Raw genomic sequence first — 16,619 nt, 5'->3', positions numbered from 1 at the left:
GAGCGGACCGGGCCCCTCTGCGAGGGGTCAGCGGTCCTCCTGCGTTCCGTCCGCTGACGAGAGCTGCTCCTCCAGCGAGACGGCCACGGCTTCGAACTCGGCGAGAGCTGCGGTGAGGTCCTCGACGATCTCCCGGGCCAGAACGTCCGGGGACGGCAGGTTGTCCATGTCCTCGAGGGTCTCGTCGCGCAGCCACGTGATGTCCAGGTTGGCCTTGTCGCGGGCGATGAGCTCGTCGTAGGTGAAGGTCTTCCACCGTTCCCCGACCTGCGCCTCCGGACGCCGGTATCCGGACACGAACTCATCCAGGTCGGCTCTGCGGAGGGGGCTCTGCTTGAGGGTGAAGTGCTTGTTGGTCCGGAGGTCGTACACGGCCATCGCATCGGTCCAGACCTCGCCGGGACGGGCCGGCTTCTTGTCGAAGAAGATCACGTTCGCCTTGACGCCCTGGGCGTAGAAGATGCCCGTGGGCAGGCGCAGGAGCGTGTGGAGGTGGAAGTCCGTGAGGAGCTTGCGTCGGATCACCTCGCCGGCACCGCCTTCGAACAGCACGTTGTCAGGGAGCACGACGGCGGCCCGCCCATTCACGTCCAGGATCGTCATGATGTGCTGGACGAAGTTCAGCTGCTTGTTGCTGGTGGTGGCCACGAAGTCCTGGCGGACGATCTCGCGGTCCTCCCGCACCTCACGGCCGTCGTCGCCCACCACGGTCATGGAGGACTTGCGCCCGAAAGGCGGGTTGGAGAGGACCACGGACCAGCGGCGGCTGGGCGCGGACGTCAGGGAGTCCCGGACGTCGATCAGCGAGTCTCCGTCATAGCGGCCCATGCCGTGGAGCAGGAGGTTCATCGCGGCGAGCCGCGCGGTGGCGTCCACCAGCTCGTAGCCGTGGACGAAGTCGTCCCTCAGCTTCTCCCGCTGGGTGGGCGTCATGGAACTCGCCTCCCGGGAGGCGTGGTCATGCGCCACGAGGAGGAATCCGCCGGTGCCGGCGGCCGGGTCCACCACGGTGTCCTCCACCGTGGGGTCCACCGCGTCCACGATCGCCTCGATGAGAGCACGGGGGGTGAAGTACTGGCCGGCACCGGAGCTTCCGTCGGACGCGCTGCGCGCGAGGATGGCCTCGTAGGCGTCGCCGTTGAGGTCCGTGCCGGACTGGGACCACTGCTGTGCGCCGATGAGGTCCACGATGATCCTGCGGAGCTTGGCCGGGTCCTGGATGCGGTTCTGCGCCTTCCGGAAGATGGTGCCGACGACACCGGGCTCACGGGAGAGCCCCTGGAGCATGCCGGTGTAGACCGCTTCGAGGTCCTGTCCGCGCGCATCCATGAGGCGCTGCCACGAGTACTGCTCCGGCAGCACCTGCTCCGGCTTGAGCGGGCGGGTGGCGCGCTCGTGGGCCATCTTGAGGAACAGCAGGTAGGTGAGCTGTTCGGTGTAGTCCAGCACGCCCACGCCGTCGTCCCGCAGGACGTGGACGTAGGACCAGAGCTTGTCCACCAGGCGGCGGGCGTCGACGGTCATGCGGTTTCCTCCTGGGGGGTGAGCCGGTAGCGGCGTCTTCTGCTGCGGGGCGGGGCGGTGGGTTCGACCAGCCCGGCCTCGATGAGGTCGTTCAGCGCGTTCATGGCGGTCCGGTAGGAGGTGCCGACGGCGTCACCCACCTCCGTGGCCTTCATGGGGCCGTCGGCAAGGGCACGGAGGATGGCCTGCTGCCGCTCGCTCAGCCCTCCCGCACCCGTCTCGGCGGCCGGCGGCACGTAGTCGGGGTTCAGCGTGTACCTGGCACCCCGGCGGTCGCCCAGCTTGACGGTGAGCCCGCGCCGCACGAGGTCGGACAGCTCCCGCGTGGCGTCCGCCTGATGGGCGCCCCATCCCTGCAGCGTCTGGTTCCGCACGGTCCGCCCGCTGCGGGCCAGGGCGAGTGCCTGGATCTGCCACTGCGTCAGTCCGTCCTGGCCCAGCCCCTGAATCCATTCGTGGGTCTCCGCCGTGAGGAGGGAGTCGTGGGCCACGTCCACCTCGACTCGCGTCAGCGTGCTGTGGAACTCGGGCGGGACCATGCCGGCGGCCTCGAGCACCTTCAGCACGGTCGGGATTCCGGATCCGCGGTTCTCGGCGATCATCCTGCCGTCGGAGCCCGGCAGGTCGGAGAGGAGCCGTGCCAGGACGCTGTTCCGGGAGGAGGAGACGTCCGGCTCGCCGAAGGAAGACGGGTCCACGGGGCCGAAGAAGCCGCCCGGGCTCCGCACCACGAGGCGGTCGGGGTAGAGCTCCACCTGCACTTGGGTCCCCCGGGCCCCCGCCGAGTAGTCCCGGTGCATCACGGCGTTGACGAGCAGCTCGCGGATCACCTCGAGTGGGTATTCGAGGCGGTCCGCCCTGCCTGTCCCGTCGATGACGGAGGCCCGGGACATGTGCCGGACGAGCACGTCGCGGGCATCCGCGATCATGTCCACGAGGGGCCCCTCGCACGTGCGGTTGTCCACGAAGCGCTCGCCGTGCGGCCCGGTGTCGCCGAACGTCGTTCCGGGGAGGACCACGACGGAGATGCTGAGCTGGGGGAAGAATCCCTGGGGGTATTCGCCGCACGCCAGCAGCCCGGCGAGAGTGGGGACGAGGACCCCGTCTGCGTCGACGAGGACGTTGGCCCGCCGCAGGCACTCCTGATCCGTCAGGGAGCCGAAGGCGCGCGGCTGAACGGTCCGCAGTCGGCCGGTGAGGGCCTCCACGAGGTCCGGCCGCAGGTCATCCGCCGTGGCTCCGTGCACCGGTTCGCGGTCATGCTGCGGCTGCCCCTGGCCTTCGATGAGCCGGTCGATCTCATAGGCCGTCAGGCGCCGGTCACCCTCGTCGCTCCGGGTGTAGGAGCCCTGGTAGCGGCCGGCGGCGGTGATGTAGCAGGGCTTCTGGTCAGGGGCGAACTCGGGGACCTCCATGACCACCACCTGGTGGCCGCCCTCCGCGTTCTCGATGCTGATGACTCCTCGCACGGGGGGCGTCATGTCATCCGCGGCCATCCCTGCCAGCGCGTCCCGGAGGGCGGGCGCATCGGCGCCCGTGGGCTCGAAGGTGGAGTCGTCCAGGCCGAGTACGACGACGCCGCCACGGGCGTTGGCGAAGGCGCTGAGGGTCTCGCGCACCGACCTCGGACACCCCCCTGCGGCAGACTTGACCTCGATCAGCGCGGTCTCCGAACCCGTGCTGCGGAGCTGCGCGAGGACCTCGTCGAGCATCAACACCCCTCCCTCATTGCAACGTTGCAATGATACGTGCAATGACGACTGCAATGACGACGCGCCGTGAGCAGCAGCGGGCGACTCACCTCGACGCCACCAGCTCCTCGATGACCTCCGTGTCCGTCGAGCGTCCGCTCAGGCGGCCGGCGAAGGCAGCGGTGAGGATCGCGCGGCGGAGGGCCGCGGTGCGCCGCCGCTCGGCTTCCACCACGCCTGCAATGCGTCGTCCCGCCAAGCGAACTCCTCCGATTGAGGATGCCAGGCGGCCCTGGACTTCAAGACTGGGCACGGGAATCTCGATGGACTTGAGCGCTTCTTGATTGATCTTGTAGATCCCCGCGGTAGTCCTGACCCTGGACTCAATTTGTCGACGAACTAATCGCGAGTTCCACAACATGGAAAGGTAGTCCAGATCGATCTTCTCTCTATTCGGGCGAAGGCGAACAATGGTGTCGGGAAATGCAACCTCACCAGGATCATCCAGAACAAGCCCCCCTCGTCCGACAAGGCCCAAAGAACCGTTACCGCGCGACAGCAGAAAGTCACCCGGACGAATCAGCCACTTCTTGGCGTCGTTTCGACTCCAGTCACCTCCCTTTCTCTGCAATGGGTCAACCCACCCGTCGCGAATCGCGGTCAATCGAATTACAGGGAATCCATCCTCCCGCGTAGGAACCGAGCGGCCATTCGCAAGGGGCTCCGCAAGGAGACTTCTCAATTCAACCTGCCGCACACTGCCCCAGTCCAGGCATAACTGAATTGCACTCTCTACCAAACCTTCCAAGCGCTTGTCAGCCACATCTAAAGACCCCTCAGCAACGTCGAGCCGCGCGAAGTGCTCCTCGACGATGTCCACGATCCGACGTTGCTCCTCCATGCCCGGCATAGGGACAGGAAGCGCGAGGAACCGATCCTGAGTCAGGTTCAGGCCGCTATCGCTGATCCCCGTCTTCATCGCGTCAATCCGCGCCTGTGCCTCAGCAGAGAGCAACCACTTCTCAAGAAAGGCAGAGTCCACACCCTCCACCGGGCGGAAGCGGTACATCTTGCCGGACATCATGAGCCGCGGGCGAGTCGATCGCACCAGGGCAGGAATGCCGCAGCGAGATCGCGGGCCCGCGCACGTCATCAACAGGTCACCTTGCTGCACTTCGATCGCCGGGCGGGGCGCAAGAGTCGCTGGGAGCTCCTTGTTCTGTGTCTCGTCGAATCGGCCCGGTTGAATCGCAGTGGTCTTCAAGACGCCCCACGTCTCGGAGTCGGGCGACGGAGAGGGGATGCACTTCGGACTCCAGCCCTGTTGCAACGGCTTCTTGTTCGGCTGCGGGACGAGAACCTCCCGGAGCGTCGTCCACTCCCACTGCCCCGTCACGCCGTCAACTCCTCGTTCAGTTCCTCGATCAGCAACCCTGCCCGCGGGCCGAGGTCGCGGACGGCACCGTCGATGCCCCCGCGGTCGGTGAAGGGCGCGCCCTCCAGATCGTCCACGGTCAGCTCGGCGGACGCGCCGATCACCTCCACCATCCGGTCCAGCCACCACCGCTGCGTGTCGGAGAACTCGGCTCCGGCCTGCTCCTGGGCCAGCAGCCAGCCGGCGTAGTTCTCCCGCACGCGGTCGGCGAAGGGCACGAGCTCGTCATCGGTGCCCGTGGCGAACCGCAGCAGGGAGACGAGATCCGTGAGGGTGTGGTGATCGCTCCTCCGCACCCGGCCGGCGTCGAGGGACTCGTACGCCTTCCAGAGGATCTCGGGCGTCCACGAATACGGCGGGCGCTTGATCCGTTCGGCGAGCTCGGCCACCTGCGCGTACTGCAGCCGCCCCTCACCCGCCTCGAACATCACCTGCACCGCCGTGATCTCATCACGGTGCTCTTCCAGGTAGGCGGACCAGGACTCGACCACGGAACGGGCTTTGTCCGCATCCACCACGCCGTAGGCGTCGAGGAGCACATCGGCACTCACCTCGTCGATCACACGATCATGCGCCCGGCGCAGCTCGAGGATGCGCATCCGCAGGTCCGGATTCGCGGCCAAGGGTGTCACGGCCCGCTCGATGTGCTCCTCGAGCGCCCTGTCTTCGTCCTCACCCCGGGCGGCGGCCTCCGCACGCACCGACGCCTGCTCATCGGCGTCCACGGCTGCCACGAGGTCCTTCACCATCTGACGGACGGAGCCGCCGGCCACGTCGTCCAGCTCCTGCCGCTCGGAGTCGGAGAGCTCCAGTTCGAGCTTGGCCAGCCGCGAGGCCAAGGTGGCGGCTTCGTCCTCGGTGATCGTCAGTGACGCGGCCTTCTCCAGGAGCTTCTTCAGTGGGACGGCCTTCTGGCGGTTGAGCGGCGGGTCCACGAAGTCGTGCTCGGTCACGCCGACGGCGTCCACGATCACGAACCGCGTCTTCGTCGCGGCGTCCGGCGTCACCGCCTGGAAGTCGGCATCCGGGATGGTGCGGGCGCCACGGCCCTTCATCTGCTCGAAGTATTGGGCCGAGCGGACATCGCGCATGAACAGCACGCACTCCAGCGGCTTCACGTCCGTGCCGGTGGCGATCATGTCCACCGTCACGGCCACACGCAGGGCCGGCGAGTTCCTGAACGCCTGCAACTGGCCCTTGGGGTCTCGGGCGCTGTAGGTGATCTTGGCCGCGAACTCGTTGCCCCTGCCGAACACCTCGCGGACCGTGCGGACGATGCTCTCCGCGTGGTTGTCGTCCTTGGCGAAGATCAGCGTCTTGGGCACCTCGGTGCGTCCCGGGAAGATCTCCGTGAACAGCCGATCCCGGAACACCTCCAGGACCAGGCGGATCTGGTTCGTGGACACGACCGCGCGGTCCAGCTGCGTGCGCGTGTAGTCGAGGTCCTCGTCGAGCGTCTCGAAGCGCTCGATCCGAGTCGACTTGTCCTGCACCGGAACCACCGTCCCGGCCTCGATGGTCGACCCCTCCTCCGAGATCTGAGTTCGGATCCGGTAGAGGTCGAAGTCCACGTTCACGCCGTCGGCGACCGACTGGGGGTAGGTGTACTCGGAGACGAGGTTCTGGCGGAAGAAGCCGAGCGTCTGCTTCCCCGGGGTGGCCGTCAGCCCCACCACGTGGGCGTCGAAGTACTCCAGCACGCCCCGCCACACGCCGTAGATCGACCGGTGCGCCTCATCCACGATCACCAGGTCGAAGGACTCCGGGGGAAGGTCTGCGCTGTAGTCCACGGTCACCGGGCGGTCCGGGACGAACTCGTCCAGCATCGGATCGTCCGAGTCCGGCACCTCCTTGCCCTGCAACCCCGCGTACACCCGCTGGATCGTGGAGATCACCACGTTGGCGGAGTCCCTCATCCCCGCGCGACGCAGCTTGTCCACCGGGTAGACCTCGGTGAACCGCCGGCCGTCACCCGGCAGGCGGTAGTTCTCGAACTCCGCCAGTGTCTGGTCCGCCAGGTTGTTGCGGTCCACCAGGAACAGGATGCGGCGGAACCCGCCGTGCGCGAGCAGTCGGTACGCCGCCGTGATGGCCGTGAACGTCTTGCCGGCGCCGGTGGCCATCTGGATCAGTGAACGATCATGCCGCTGCTCTGCCAGAGACCGCTCCAGCCCGCGGACGGCGTCGATCTGCGCCGGGCGCAGGCCCTCCGTCTGCAGGGGCGGCATGGCGCGCACCTTGCCGCGCCAGGTCGGCGCGTCCGGGTCGGCCTCCGCGTCCCGCATCAGCTGAGAGAAGTACTCCGGCCGGGGGATCGAGAAGACCCGTCGCGCGCGCGGGTTCGGATCGTATCCATTGGTCAGGTATGACTCGGACCCCGTGGACTCGAAGACGAACGGCAGGCGGCCGTCGACCACGACCGCCCGCTTGAGTGCGTCATCCGGCAGGCCGTCGGCGTACATGCCGGACTGCCACTCCACTCCGGCCAGCGTCGTCCCCACCGGCTTGGCCTCGATCACGCCGACTGGGCGGCGATCGACGTACAGCAGGTAGTCGACACGTCCGTGGCCGGCCCGCATGGTCACCTCGCGAACGGCGACGCCCGCCGACGCCATGAGGTTCTTCTGAGCGCCGTCCTGCACGGACCAACCAGCGCGCCGGAACTGCTCGTCGATGAGAGCCCTGGCCCGCTCCTCGGCGGCGACCCTGGCGGCATCCGAAGGTGTGTCCATGAAAGCTGAGAATAGCGTGAGCAGACCGGGCCCCTCATCGAGGGGCCCGGTCCGGGGGATGCGTCTCATTCAGACGGGTGCACAGCGACCTGTGCGGTGCTCGGGCTCAGGCCTGGGCGTCGGCCTCGGACAGCACGAAGGCGGCGCCGATCTCGAGCTTCACCTTGTCCGAGACCAGGACGCCGCCGGCCTCGGTGGCGGCGTTCCAGGTCAGACCGAAGTCCTTGCGGGAGATCTCGCCGGTGGCCTCGAAGCCCACGCGGGTCGCGCCGAAGGGATCCTTGTCCTGGCCGCCGAACTCGGCCTCAAGCTCCACGGTCCGGGTGACGCCGTGCAGCGTCAGCTCGCCGACCAGGGTGAACTCCTCGGGCTCGCCGCGGACCTCGGTGGAGCGGAAGGTCATGGTGGGGAACTGCTCCACGTCGAAGAAATCGGCGGAGCGCAGGTGGGCGTCGCGGCCCTCGTTCTTGGTGCTGATGGAGGCGACGTCGACGGTCACTTCGACGGAGGACTGGGTGAACTCCTCGGCGATGACGAGCTGGCCCTCCACGGCGTGGAAGGTGCCGCGGACCTTGGAGATGCCGGCGTGGCGGACGACGAAGTCGACGTCCGAGTGCGCGGGGTCCAGGTTCCAGGTTCCGGGGGTGATGGCGTGCATGGGGTGCTCCTTTTCAGCGGGTCTGTCTGGTGTGTCCGGGGTGGGCCGCCACGGCGGGCGGCGCCTCGGCCTCCGAACTTGTTTCAAATTCAAACATCATCCGGGCGGTCCGTCCACGCTCGATCGTCAAAATTCGAAATAGAGACGGACGTCACGGGCCGGGGGCACATCAGGGACGAGTCCGCCCACGACGACGGCCCGGAACCTCCGGGGGTTCCGGGCCGCCGGCCCGCGGTCGGGCAGCGGGGCCGCGCTCGGGCGGCCGGACGGGGTCAGGCGGCGGGGCCGCCCCCCGTCACGGGTAGAGGCCGCGGGTGCGGTGGGCCTCGGCCACGCGCTGGACGGCGGTCAGGGTGGCGGCCTCGCGCAGGCTCACGCGGCGGCTCTCGGAGGTGGCCAGCACGGCCTGCCACGCGGCGACCATGCGCCGCTTCAGGCGCTCGTCCACCTCCTCGCGGCTCCACCAGTAGGCCTGGTTCGCCTGGACCCACTCGAAGTAGGAGACGATCACGCCGCCGGCGTTGGCCAGGATGTCCGGGACGACCAGGACGCCCTTCTCGGAGAGGATGCGGTCGGCCTCGCCCGTGGTGGGGCCGTTGGCGCCCTCCACGACCAGCCGGGCGCGCACGCGCGGGGCGTTGTCCTCGGTCAGCACGGACTGCACGGCGGCCGGGACCACGAGGTCCACGTCCATCTCGAGCAGCTCGTCCGCGTCCATGGACGCGGTGCCGGGGGTGTCCTTCACGGAGCCGGTGTCCCAGAGCTGCCTCTGCAGGGCGTCGTAGTGCAGGCCCTCGTCGTCGCGCACGGCGCCGTACTGGTCCGACACGGCCACGACCTTCACGCCGGCCGCCTCGAGCAGCTCGACCGTGCCGGCGCCGACCTTGCCGAAGCCCTGGACCGCCGCCGTCGCCTGCGACGGCTCGATGCCGAGGTGCTCGAGCGCGGCGAGCGCCACGTGGACCACGCCCGCCGAGGTGGCGGAGGCGCGGCCCAGCGAGCCGCCGAGCGAGACGGGCTTGCCGGTGACCACGCCGAGCGTGGTGTGGCCGACGTTCACCGAGTAGGTGTCCATCATCCAGGCCATGGTCTGCTCGTCCGTGCCCACGTCCGGGGCGGGGATGTCCACCTCGGGGCCGATGATCGGCTGGATCTCGGAGGTGTAGCGGCGGGTGACGCGCTCGAGCTCGGCCTTCGAGTACTGGCGGGGGTCGATGGCCACCCCGCCCTTGGCGCCGCCATAGGGCACGTCCAACAGGGCGCACTTCCAGGTCATCCACATGGCCAGCGCGCGGACCTCGTCCAGGTCCACGTCCTGACTGAAGCGCACGCCGCCCTTGGCCGGGCCGCGGGAGAAGTTGTGCTGCACGCGGTAGCCGCGGAGCACCTCGGTGGAGCCGTCGTCGCGGCGCAGGGGGATGGAGACGGCCATCTCGCGGCGGGGGGCGGCGAGCATCTGGTGCAGGCCCTCGTCGTAGCCGAGCGTCTTCACGGCGGCGGAGAGCTGGGCCAGGGCGTTGTCGAGTGGGGAGGACGGCGCCGTCACGGCCTCGTCCTCGGCGGGGATCCTCGTCATTGAGCGTCCTCGTGGTCCGGTGGGCAGGGGTGTGTCGCGGCCCGACCGACGCGCGGAGGGCCGCGCCCCATTGCGCGGCCGACGTCGTCCGGACCCCGATGAACGCTACGCGCTCCCCCCGCACCCGTCACCCCTTCTGAGCCGAGATCCACGCCCACCCGGGTGACGTCGGACACAGCGGCGTGTACTGTGCTGTGGATGCGCCGCACACCCGCGGCGCCCTTCGGCGTCGAACCGACGCCGCTCGCTCAGGGCCCACCTGGTCCGTCCCCCGGCCGTCCGCCGCGCAAGGCACCCCGCCCGCGACCTCGGCCCGACGCCCCAGCCCCGTGAAGGAGCCCCTCATGACCGTGACCCTGCCCGCCGCGATCACCCCCTCCCCCGCGTTCCAGCCCGTGCCCGGCCAGCGCATCGACCCGGAGCTCGCCCGCTCCTGGCTGCTGGTCAACGCCGCCCAGCCCGAACGGTTCCAGCCCGCCGAGGACTCGGCCGCGGACATCGTCATCCTCGACATCGAGGACGCCGTGGCCCCCAAGGACAAGGACCAGGCCCGCGCGGACGCCGTCGCCTGGCTGACCTCCGGGCACACCGGCTGGGTGCGGCTCAACGGCTACGGCTCACGGTGGTGGGAGCAGGACGTCGAGGCGCTCGCCGCGGCCCTGCCCGCGCACCTGGGCGGGCCGGTCTCCGAGGGCGGCCTGGCCGGCGTCGTGCTGGCGATGGTGGAGTCCACGGACCACGTGAACGAGACCGCCCGACGGCTGCCCGGGGTGCCCGTCGTGGCGCTCGTGGAGACGGCGCGCGGGCTGCAGCGGATCGACTCGATCGCCGCCGCGAAGGGCACGTTCCGGCTGGCCTTCGGGATCGGCGACTTCCGCCGTGACACCGGCCTGGGCGAGTCGCCGATGGCGCTGGCGTACACGCGGTCCCAGTTCACGATCGCGGCGAAGGCCACGGGGCTGCCGGGCGCGATCGACGGGCCCACCGTGGGCTCCACCGGCGTGAAGCTCGCCGAGGCGACGGCGGTGACCGCGGAGTTCGGCATGACCGGCAAGCTGTGCCTCGCGCCGGAGCAGTGCGCGGCCGTGAACGAAGGACTCAGCCCGTCCCAGGAGGAGCTGGCGTGGGCCCACGAGTTCCTCGCGGACTTCGAGGCCGACGGCGGCGAGATCCGCAACGGCTCCGACCTGCCCCGCAAGGCGCGCGCGGAGAAGATCCTCGGGCTGGCCGCCGCGTTCGGGGTGCACTCCACGCGGTATCCGGACCAGGACAACGCGATCACGGCGCCGTCGGACACGTACCACTACTGAGCGGGGCCGCCGCCCACCAGAAACGCGGGTTGAGTTGTCACGGGTGCGGAGGCCGCACACCGGTGACAACTCAACCCGCGTTGCCTCGGGGGGCGCGGATCCCGCCTCCGCTCACACGTCCTGGCGCGTCCGGCGCACGACGGCGGCCCGCACCGAGAACGCCAGCACGATCGCCAGGATCCCGTAGATCACCCACGTGATGGGGGTGGAGACGAGCACGGCCGGGTCGCCCACCGAGCTGAGCAGGGCGTCGCGCAGGCTGGTCTCCGCGAGCGGGCCGAGCACCATGCCGATCATCAGCGGCGCCAGCGGGTAGCCGTACCGCCGCATCAGGAAGCCCAGCACGCCGATCCCCAGGAGCATCAGCAGGTCGAACACCGCGCCCGTGGTGGCGTAGATGCCCAGCCCGCAGAACAGCGTGATCCCCGCATAGAGGTAGTGCTTCGGGATGAGCAGGAGCTTGGCCCACAGCTGCGCGAACGGCAGGTTGATCGCCAGCAGCACGATCATCGCGATGAAGAAGCTCGCCAGCAGCGCCCACACGAGGTCCGGGCTGCGGTCGAACAGCAGGGGGCCGGGCTGCAGCCCGTACTGGCGGAACGCCGCCAGCATGATGGCCGCCGTCGCGGAGACGGGCAGGCCGAGCGTAAGCAGGGCGCCCATCGCCATGCCGGTGGTCGAGTTGCCCGCCGCCTCGGGGGCCGCCAGCCCGCGGATCGCGCCGCGGCCGAACTGCGGATGCGCTCGGCGTCGGTCCAGGCGCCGCTTGACCGAGTACGCCAGGAACGTCGGCACCTCGGAGCCACCCACCGGCACGATGCCGAACGGCAGGCCGATCGCCGTGCCGCGCAGCCACGCAGGGGCGGCCTCGCGGAACTCGGCGCCCGAGAGCCACGGCCGGCCGGTGCGGCGGATGCGCAGGTCCTCGTGCTCGCGGCGCACCCGGGAGGCCACGTGGAACACCTCGCCGAGCGCGAGGATCGCCACCGTGACGGTCACCAGCGGGATGCCGTCGAACAGCTGCGGCGAGCCCATCGTGAAGCGCTCGGTGCCGGTCACCGCATCGATCCCGACGACGGCGATGCCCAGTCCCAGCACCAGGGAGGCCAGGCCGCGCAGCACCGAGTCGGCGACCACCGAGGAGGTGGCCACGAACGCGAAGAGCGCGAGCGCGAAGTACTCCGCGGGCCCGAAGCTCGTGGAGAACTCCGCCAGGACGGGGGCGAGGAACACGACGCACACCGAGGCCGCCATGCCGCCGATGAAGGCGCCGAGCGCCGCCGTCGCCAGGGCCTGGGCCGCCCGGCCGTCCTGGGCCATGCGGTGCCCCTCGAACGTGGAGGCGATGGCCGAGGCCTGGCCGGGGGTGTTCATGAGGATGGCCATGGTGGAGTCGCCGAAGAGACCGCCGAAGTACACGCCGGAGAACATGATGAACGCGGCGGTGGGATCGAGGGCGAAGGTCATGGGCAGCAGCAGGGCCACGGCCATCGAGGAGCCGAGGCCGGGCATCACGCCGACCGCGGTGCCGAGCAGACAGCCCAGCACCACCCAGAGCAGGTTCATGGGGGTGAGGGCTCCGGCGAAGCCCTCCATGAGGAGTCCGAGGGTCTCCATGTCAGAAGCCACCTCCCAGGATGCCCGAGGGCAGGGTCAGGCCCAGGGCCACCGCGAAGCCGAGGTAGGCCAGCGAGGAGACGAACAGGGCGACGAGGATGTCGAACACGGGGTGCGGGGCACCGAACGCGCGCGTGATGCACCAGAACAGCAGCGCCCCGGCGAGGATCCACCCCAGCCAGGGCAGCAGGACGGCGAACGCGAGGAAGCCGAGGAAGCACCAGGCCAGCGCGCCGAAGTCCGAGTGGAACAGGGTCAGCGGGCCGGCCGCCTGGCCGACCTCGCCGTCCGCGTCGGCCTAACCCTCGGGGGCCTGGCGCACGCGCACGACCTCCACCGCGAGCGCGGCGGCGATCACGAGGCCCGCGACCGAGAGGATCAGCGGGAAGAAGTCCGGGCCGGGGAAGTCGGCGCCGTCGGTGTCCATGGTCAGGGACCCCAGCAGCAGGTAGAGGCTGAACGCGGCCAGCACGGCCGGCATGACGAGTCCGGAGAGCCCGGCGGCGCGTCCCCAGCGGGAGGGGGCGTCGGCGGCGGGGGGGACGGTGGATGCGTGGCTCACTTGATCTCCTCCGTCAGCGTGCCGATGCGCTCCTTCTCGGCGGCGATGAACTCCTCGAGTTCGGTGCCGGAGAGGGGCACGGGGTTCCAGTAGTTGCGCTGCACCGCCTCCTTCCACTCGGGGGTGTCGACCGCCTCGGCGATGAGGGCCTCGAGCTCGGTGCGCTCCTCCGCGGAGATGCCCGGTGGCGCGAACAGGGCGCGCCAGTTGGTGAGCGTGACGTCGTAGCCCTGGGAGCGCAGGGTCGGGATCTCCTCCACACCGGCCAGTGGCTCGGCCGCCACCACGCCGAGGGCGCGCAGTCGGCCGGCCTCGACCTGCGGGTAGATGTCCGCGAAGCCGCCGGCGGAGGCCTGGGCGGTGCCGTTGAGCAGGGCCTGGATGGCCTCGCCGCCGCCGTCGGACGGGATGTAGGTGGTGTCCGCGACCGGCACGTCGGCCGTGCGGGCGATGTCCGCCATGACGAGCTGGTCGAAGGAGCCGCCGCCGGTCCACGCCACGTGGGCGGGATCGGCGCGCCAGGCGGTCACCAGGTCGTCCATGCTCTGGTACGGCGAGTCCGCCGGGACCACCACGAGGCTGTACTCCTCGACGACGCGGCTGACCGCGGTGACCTGGGAGAGCTCGGGGCCGGTGCCACGGGCCGCGTGGGCAGCGATCTGGCCGGTGCCGCCCACCATGAGGTTGTTCGCGTCCTCGAGCGTGGTCAGCTGACCGAGGGCGATGGTGCCACCGGCGCCGGGGATGTTGACCACCTGGACGTTGTTCACGAGCCCGTTGACGCGCATGGTCTGCTGCAGCTCGCGCTGGAACGAGTCCCAGCCGCCGCCGGCGGCCGCGGGGGCGATGAGGGTCAGGTTGGTGCGGATGTCGTTGCCTCCCGAGGCCGAGCGGATGGAGAAGGCGGAGGCCGCGAGCACGGTGAGCACCGCGATCACACTGAAGACGATCCGGCCGATCCCCGTGCGTCGGCGCGGGGGGCCGTCGGGGGAGGTGGAGGACATGGCGGTTCCTAACAGAGACACCCCGCCGCCAGGGAGTGGCGGCGGGGACAGGTGCGAGTGGTGGGGGTCACGGTAACAGCGCGGCGGGGCCGCGTGCGCTCCGCGTCCGCAGAGTGACCGACGACAACCGGTCCGGGTGGTGACGGGGGCCGCGCCCATGACGCACAGTGGTCCCCATGACGATCATCAGCACCGGAACCAGCACCCCCGAGAGCGCCGCGGCCTGGCGGGCCGCTCTGGCCGAGGCGGCCCTGCGCGGAGAGGACGTGGTCTGGTTCTCCCTCGACGGGACCGAGCCGGACGAGGCGGAGGCGCGCGAGGCCGGCGTCGCCGTGTCCGTGGCGCACGCCCAGGAGCGCGGCCGGGACGCCGTCGGCGACCTGCTCGAGCATGCCGAGCGCGTGGGCGCGAGCCGGATCGTGGTGGGCGTGAAGCACCGCTCCCCCGTGGGCAAGCTGCTGCTGGGATCGGCCGCGCAGCAGATCATCCTCGAGGCGCGCGTCCCGGTGGTGTGCGTCAAGCCGTGAGGGCCGACGTCGGGCGGGCGGCCCCGCGCCCGGCCCACCCCGCGGCGTTTGGGGGCGGTTTCGGGCGGTATTCGGCGTGGATACCGCCCGAAACCGCCCCCAACGGGTGAGTGGGACCAGCCCGGGAACGCCGAAGGCCCCGGAACCGTGTGGTTCCGGGGCCTTCGTCCTCGGTGCGCGAGGGGGGACTTGAACCCCCACGTTCTTGCGAACACTGGCACCTGAAGCCAGCGCGTCTACCAATTCCGCCACTCGCGCGAGCGGCTTCCTGATCTCGGCTCCGGACATCCGGCGACCGTCACAGGCAGCGAGGAACACTCTAACCCCCGGCCGCCCGGGCGTGCAAATCGACCCCGACGCCCACCCCCGCGTCCCCGCCACGCCCGTGGCTCGCCCCCTCCGGCACCTCTCCCACCCGCGCTCCACCCCGCAGAATCCCGCTGTTCTCGGCGGTCTCCCAGCCCGGCCCGTAGTATCGGGACGGACAACTGTGGAAAGGGGCCCCGTCGTGGGACTTCTGGACAACCTCGAACGCGGCCTGGAGCGGGCCGTGCGCTCGGCCTTCTCGGCCGGCGGTCCGCGGGCGGTCAAGCCGGTGGAGATCGCCTCGGCCCTGCGACAGGCGATGGACGACGAGTCGATCGCGCTGTCCGAGGGCCACACGGTCGCGCCCAACAGCTACGTGGTCCACTTCTCCCCCGCCGACTTCGAGCGCGCCCGCTCGTGGGGGTCCACCCTCGCCAGCGAGCTGTGCGATGAGGTCATCCGCCACGCCGACTCCCAGGGCTATGCACTGCCCGGCACGGTCCGGGTCGCCTTCCACCCGGACGCGGACGTGCGCGGCGGGGACCTGCGCGTGGTCACCCGCCTGGACGACGGCTCGCTCACCGCCCCGGCCCCCCACGACGACGGCGCCTCGCCCGCCACCGCCCACGGCCCGGGAGCCACCGCCCCGGCGCCGGACCGACTGGTCGAGGACCCGCCGGCGGCCGCGCCCCGCGAGCCCTCCCCCGCCCCGCGCGTCGGGCCCCGTCCGGCGCCCCGCCGGGCCGCCGCCCCGGCCGCGCCCGCCGCCCCCTCCCACGCCGACCAGCCGACCGTCGTGATGGGCCGCCCCGTGACCGAGCCCGCCGGCCCGGCACTCGAGCTGGACGGCCGCATGCTCCCCCTGGACGGGGACGACCTGATCCTCGGCCGCTCGGCCGAGCGTGCCGACCTCGTGATCCCGGACTCCTCGGTGTCCCGCGAGCACCTGCGCCTGCTCACCGTCGGCTCCACGGTCACGCTCCTGGACCTGGGCAGCCGCAACGGCGTGCTCGTCAACGGCCGCCGCGTGGACGGCTCCGTCACCCTGCGCGACGGGGACGTGGTGACCGTCGGCCAGACCGAGCTGCTGTTCTTCGGCGGGACGGGGGGCCGCGCATGAGCGAGCTCGCCGTCGCCGTGCTCCGCATGGGCCTGCTGCTGGCCCTGTGGGTGCTGATCATCTCCATCGTCATGGCGCAGGGCCGCGACCTCGTGGTCGGCCGGCGGAACAAGACGCGCCTCCAGCAGGCCCAGCGCGACGCCGGCCTGGTCACCGCGGTGCCCGCGGCCGGGGCCGCCGGGGCGGGCTCGTCCGCGGTCGACCGCCCCGCGCCCGCGTCGACGCCGTCCCCCGCCGCGTCCGCGCCGACGACGCCGGCCCCGCGGCTGTCCCGGACTCTGCGGGTGGTCGAGGGCCCGAAGGCCGGGCAGACCATCGCCCTGGAGGGCCGTCCCCTGCTGATGGGCCGCGCCCAGGACGCCGACCTGGTGCTCGTGGACGACTACGCCTCCGGCCGCCACGCCCGGCTGTTCCCCCAGGGCACCCGCTGGTTCCTCGAGGACCTCGGCTCCACGAACGGCACCTACGTCAACGGCGCCCCCGTCACCCGCGCGGTGCCCGTGGGCCCCGGCACGGCCATCCGCATCGGCAAGACCGTCATGGAGCTCGAGGCCTGA

14 protein-coding genes and 1 tRNA gene are annotated in these 16,619 nt (G+C 70.8%); 4 read left to right on the top strand and 11 right to left on the bottom strand.

All coding sequences use genetic code 11. The features are described from left to right. Positions 1-27 precede the first annotated feature (27 nt). The 6 genes from B1A86_RS00185 to B1A86_RS00155 form a co-directional block, all read right to left on the bottom strand. Positions 28-1,524, bottom strand: a complete 1,497-nt coding sequence (locus tag B1A86_RS00185) for a class I SAM-dependent DNA methyltransferase (RefSeq protein ID WP_036384173.1) — start codon at positions 1,522-1,524, stop codon at positions 28-30. Continuing rightward, positions 1,521-3,236, bottom strand: a complete 1,716-nt coding sequence (locus B1A86_RS00180; protein ID WP_036384185.1) for an ATP-binding protein — start codon at positions 3,234-3,236, stop codon at positions 1,521-1,523. The genes B1A86_RS00185 and B1A86_RS00180 overlap by 4 nt, the downstream gene beginning before the upstream one ends. Positions 3,237-3,321: 85 nt before the next feature. Further along, positions 3,322-4,611, bottom strand: a complete 1,290-nt coding sequence (locus B1A86_RS00175) for a restriction endonuclease subunit S (protein ID WP_052007078.1) — start codon at positions 4,609-4,611, stop codon at positions 3,322-3,324. Beyond that, a complete protein-coding gene (locus tag B1A86_RS00165; protein WP_210411801.1) occupies positions 4,608-7,382 on the bottom strand; it encodes a DEAD/DEAH box helicase family protein in 2,775 nt (924 codons plus the stop codon). Before B1A86_RS00165 ends, B1A86_RS00175 begins: the two co-directional genes overlap by 4 nt. Positions 7,383-7,488: 106 nt before the next feature. Continuing rightward, positions 7,489-8,040 (bottom strand): YceI family protein, encoded by a 552-nt coding sequence (locus B1A86_RS00160; protein WP_078026166.1) that lies wholly within the window; start codon positions 8,038-8,040, stop codon positions 7,489-7,491. 295 nt (positions 8,041-8,335) lie between these two features. After that, positions 8,336-9,616, bottom strand: a complete 1,281-nt coding sequence (locus B1A86_RS00155) for a Glu/Leu/Phe/Val dehydrogenase (RefSeq protein ID WP_078026167.1) — start codon at positions 9,614-9,616, stop codon at positions 8,336-8,338. 344 nt (positions 9,617-9,960) lie between these two features. Here B1A86_RS00155 and B1A86_RS00150 point away from each other — a divergent pair, with 344 nt between their 5' ends. Continuing rightward, on the top strand, positions 9,961-10,926 hold the full coding sequence (locus tag B1A86_RS00150) for a CoA ester lyase (protein WP_078026168.1): 966 nt from the start codon (positions 9,961-9,963) through the stop codon (positions 10,924-10,926). 111 nt (positions 10,927-11,037) lie between these two features. On the opposite strand, the gene tctA is transcribed toward B1A86_RS00150, so the two are convergent. From tctA to B1A86_RS00135, 4 genes are all read right to left on the bottom strand, one after another. Then, positions 11,038-12,543 carry a tripartite tricarboxylate transporter permease TctA gene (gene tctA / locus B1A86_RS00145; protein ID WP_078026169.1) on the bottom strand — a complete coding sequence of 502 codons (1,506 nt, stop codon included), beginning with the start codon at positions 12,541-12,543 and terminating at the stop codon, positions 11,038-11,040. 1 nt (position 12,544) lies between these two features. Beyond that, complete coding sequence (locus B1A86_RS11635) at positions 12,545-12,772, bottom strand: tripartite tricarboxylate transporter TctB family protein (RefSeq protein WP_256369583.1); 228 nt, start codon at positions 12,770-12,772, stop codon at positions 12,545-12,547. Between the two features lie 69 nt (positions 12,773-12,841). Beyond that, positions 12,842-13,105, bottom strand: coding sequence for a hypothetical protein (locus B1A86_RS11630; protein ID WP_246836833.1), 264 nt, complete (start codon positions 13,103-13,105; stop codon positions 12,842-12,844). Continuing rightward, the gene (locus B1A86_RS00135; protein ID WP_078026170.1) at positions 13,102-14,109 is read right to left on the bottom strand and encodes a tripartite tricarboxylate transporter substrate binding protein; all 1,008 of its coding nucleotides are present in this window, start codon (positions 14,107-14,109) and stop codon (positions 13,102-13,104) included. The genes B1A86_RS11630 and B1A86_RS00135 overlap by 4 nt, the downstream gene beginning before the upstream one ends. Before the next feature lie 176 nt (positions 14,110-14,285). Between B1A86_RS00135 and B1A86_RS00130 the strand changes: the two genes are divergently transcribed. Further along, on the top strand, positions 14,286-14,636 hold the full coding sequence (locus B1A86_RS00130; protein WP_017489351.1) for a universal stress protein: 351 nt from the start codon (positions 14,286-14,288) through the stop codon (positions 14,634-14,636). A gap of 174 nt (positions 14,637-14,810) precedes the next feature. Here B1A86_RS00130 and B1A86_RS00125 read toward each other — a convergent pair. Beyond that, a tRNA-Leu gene (locus B1A86_RS00125) sits at positions 14,811-14,894 on the bottom strand. A 250-nt stretch (positions 14,895-15,144) separates the two neighbouring features. Between B1A86_RS00125 and B1A86_RS00120 the strand changes: the two genes are divergently transcribed. Together B1A86_RS00120 and B1A86_RS00115 are read left to right on the top strand one after the other, a co-directional pair. Then, positions 15,145-16,062, top strand: coding sequence for a DUF3662 and FHA domain-containing protein (locus B1A86_RS00120; RefSeq protein WP_078026171.1), 918 nt, complete (start codon positions 15,145-15,147; stop codon positions 16,060-16,062). Next, the gene (locus tag B1A86_RS00115; RefSeq protein WP_010079714.1) at positions 16,059-16,619 is read left to right on the top strand and encodes an FHA domain-containing protein; all 561 of its coding nucleotides are present in this window, start codon (positions 16,059-16,061) and stop codon (positions 16,617-16,619) included. The genes B1A86_RS00120 and B1A86_RS00115 overlap by 4 nt, the downstream gene beginning before the upstream one ends.

The organism is Micrococcus sp. KBS0714 (assembly GCF_002008305.4).
Classification (GTDB): Bacteria; Actinomycetota; Actinomycetes; order Actinomycetales; family Micrococcaceae; genus Micrococcus; species Micrococcus luteus.
The sequence above is the reverse complement of the archived record's forward strand: the minus strand, read 5'-3'. Positions and strand labels throughout refer to the sequence as shown.

What these genes read in the sequence shown, in the direction of transcription:
- B1A86_RS00155 (WP_078026167.1), bottom strand. Translation starts at nt 9,616, where the DNA reads ATGACGAGGATCCCCGCCGAGGACGAGGCCGTGACGGCGCCGTCCTCC.
- B1A86_RS00165 (WP_210411801.1), bottom strand. Translation starts at nt 7,382, where the DNA reads ATGGACACACCTTCGGATGCCGCCAGGGTCGCCGCCGAGGAGCGGGCC.
- B1A86_RS00180 (WP_036384185.1), bottom strand. Translation starts at nt 3,236, where the DNA reads ATGCTCGACGAGGTCCTCGCGCAGCTCCGCAGCACGGGTTCGGAGACC.
- B1A86_RS00115 (WP_010079714.1), top strand. Translation starts at nt 16,059, where the DNA reads ATGAGCGAGCTCGCCGTCGCCGTGCTCCGCATGGGCCTGCTGCTGGCC.
- B1A86_RS00150 (WP_078026168.1), top strand. Translation starts at nt 9,961, where the DNA reads ATGACCGTGACCCTGCCCGCCGCGATCACCCCCTCCCCCGCGTTCCAG.
- B1A86_RS00135 (WP_078026170.1), bottom strand. Translation starts at nt 14,109, where the DNA reads ATGTCCTCCACCTCCCCCGACGGCCCCCCGCGCCGACGCACGGGGATC.
- B1A86_RS00160 (WP_078026166.1), bottom strand. Translation starts at nt 8,040, where the DNA reads ATGCACGCCATCACCCCCGGAACCTGGAACCTGGACCCCGCGCACTCG.
- B1A86_RS00185 (WP_036384173.1), bottom strand. Translation starts at nt 1,524, where the DNA reads ATGACCGTCGACGCCCGCCGCCTGGTGGACAAGCTCTGGTCCTACGTC.
- B1A86_RS00130 (WP_017489351.1), top strand. Translation starts at nt 14,286, where the DNA reads ATGACGATCATCAGCACCGGAACCAGCACCCCCGAGAGCGCCGCGGCC.
- tctA (WP_078026169.1), bottom strand. Translation starts at nt 12,543, where the DNA reads ATGGAGACCCTCGGACTCCTCATGGAGGGCTTCGCCGGAGCCCTCACC.